The sequence below is a fragment of the Anaerococcus sp. HMSC075B03 genome (assembly GCF_001815585.1).
GTDB classification, from domain to species: Bacteria; Bacillota; Clostridia; order Tissierellales; family Peptoniphilaceae; genus Anaerococcus; species Anaerococcus vaginalis.
The window spans coordinates 1-2,270 of sequence record NZ_KV821174.1; the positions used below are offsets into that span (position 1 = coordinate 1).

General features: G+C 30.9%; 3 protein-coding genes. All 3 read right to left on the reverse strand.

All coding sequences use genetic code 11. The features are described from left to right. Window positions 1–66: 66 nt before the first annotated feature. Complete coding sequence (locus HMPREF3045_RS02910; RefSeq protein ID WP_070737011.1) at window positions 67–747, reverse strand: ABC transporter ATP-binding protein; 681 nt, start codon at window positions 745–747, stop codon at window positions 67–69. A gap of 52 nt (window positions 748–799) precedes the next feature. Then, window positions 800–1,660, reverse strand: a complete 861-nt coding sequence (locus tag HMPREF3045_RS02915; protein ID WP_070737012.1) for a sensor histidine kinase — start codon at window positions 1,658–1,660, stop codon at window positions 800–802. Window position 1,661: 1 nt separating this feature from the next. After that, a partial coding sequence (locus tag HMPREF3045_RS02920; RefSeq protein ID WP_070737013.1) for a response regulator transcription factor occupies window positions 1,662–2,270 on the reverse strand: 609 nt, incomplete at its 5' end.

Genomic DNA, 2,270 nt, shown 5'->3' on the forward strand with positions numbered 1-2,270 from the left:
TAATAAAAAACCACAGTAAAAAACAGACTTACAATAAATAAGGAAATAAAAATAGGAAAATTCTTCTTATTCATTTTTTTCATCTCCTACAATTTTTCCATCGACTATTGTAATAATTCGATTTGCTTGTAAGGCTATTTCTTCATCATGGGTGATTAGGATAATCGTCTGTTTTAAAGTCTTGTTAAAATATTTAAAAATTTCAATTATTTCCTTAGAATTTTTTCTATCCAAGTTTCCAGTCGGTTCATCTGCCAATATGATAGATGGATTGTAGATAAGACTTCTAGCTATGGCAACTCTTTGCTGCTGACCTCCTGAAAGCTCACTTGGAAAAGAGTCAAGTTTACTTTCTATGCCAAGTTTTTTTACTATATCTGAAAATTCATCTTGATTTATTTTTCTTTTATCAAGTTTTAATGGAAGTTCTATATTGTGACGAACCGTTAAGTTGGGAATCAAATTATAAAACTGATAAATTAGTCCGACTTTTCTTCTTCTAAAGTAGGCTAATTCCTTGGAAGAATACTTTGAGATGTCGTTACTATCTATATAAACCTTTCCATCATCTGGACTATCTACTCCTCCTATGATATGTAGGAGTGTTGATTTACCAGACCCACTTGGTCCAACAATGGCGACAAATTCACCTCTTTCAATTTCAAGGTTGACACCATCTAAGGCAATGACCTTAGAATTGCCCTCGCCGTATTCTTTTCTTAAATTTTCAACTTTTAATATTTCCATACTTGCCTCCTTTTTCTTATGTCAAGGTAAGCATATAAAAGTAAAGTGATTTTTAGGTGACATTATAAAATTTAATTTCAAATCTTGCTCCAGCATCAATATTTGAAACAGAAATCTCCCCATTGTTTTTTTCGACAATTGTCTTCGCCATAGCAAGACCAATTCCAAAACCGTTTGAGTCGGGCGTTTTATAGAAGCGTTTAAAGATTTTTTTCATATTCTCTTTTTCTATTCCTCCACCATTGTCTTCAATGATTAAGCTTGTATAGAGGGGATTTTTGTATGATGAAAGCACGATTTTATCACAAGTCGGTCTATTAACGGCATTTTTTATAATATTGATGATAGCTTCTGCCAGCCAATAAAAATCTCCACAAATACTATTTTCCTTCAAACTCTTCTCTATTTCTACATTGGTAAACTTCCTTAAATCTAAACTATCTAAAGCATAATCCACTAATTCATCTAAACGAATTTGTTCTTTTTTCATAAGATCTTTGTTTGCATCAAGGCTTGATAGTTTAAGCAAAATATCTGATAGGGAGTTTAATCTGATTATTTGCCTTTTTAAAATCTCTATATCTTCAATATCTGGAAAGTCCATCTCCAAATTTTCTATGGAAAAAAGCATAGATGTAATAGGAGTTTTAATTTGATGGGCGATATCTTCTAGGTATTCAATTTGCTTTTCACTATTTTTTGTGCTTATCTCTTTGGCTTCGACTATTTCTATAAAAAGTTTGTAAATTTTATCTTCTAAAATTGAAAAATCATCTTGCTTCATAGGAATTTTGTAGTCCTGATTTTTCATATTTTCTATTAGATCTATAAGCTCATTTATTCTATTTTTCTTTCTTGACTCTAAAAAATAATAGAGAAGTCCCAGGCTTATTATCCAAAATATATATAGCATCTCAATCCATCCTATATCCGATTCCTCTGACAGTAGTAATAACTTCTCTATCAATTTTTTCTCTTATTCTCTTAATAGTTGATGTGAGAGTATTGTCATTTACAAACTTATCCCTATCTTCCCAGAACATTTCAAGCAGCTGACTTCTGGTATAAACTCTGTGAGGATTTTTAATAAGTAAGACTAGGATCTCATATTCTAGCGAAGTTAAATCCACCAGATTTCCCTTAAAATAAACTTTTGACTGATTTAAATCTATTTTTATATCCTTATAAGATATACTTTTATCTTGTGATATAGGCATTGTCCTTAAAACCGCATCAATTCTTGCCCTTAATATTGCAAGGGAAAATGGTTTAGTTAAATAGTCGTCTGCTCCTTGATCTAGAGACTCAATTATAAAATCTTCATCATTTTTTACAGTTGTTACAATAACTCTTATGTCCTTATCTTTTAATCTCTCTATCAAATGCTGACCATCTTTATCTGGTAGATTTATGTCCAATAGTGCCACATCCATATCTACATTCATCTTATAGCTTGCTTCGTAAAAAGATGATGCAATCTCTACTCCATAACCATTATTAACCAAATACTTTTCCATTTGTAA

Coding starts and splice junctions, on each gene's coding strand:
- HMPREF3045_RS02910 (WP_070737011.1), bottom strand. CDS start 747: ATGGAAATATTAAAAGTTGAAAATTTAAGAAAAGAATACGGCGAGGGC.
- HMPREF3045_RS02915 (WP_070737012.1), bottom strand. CDS start 1,660: ATGCTATATATATTTTGGATAATAAGCCTGGGACTTCTCTATTATTTT.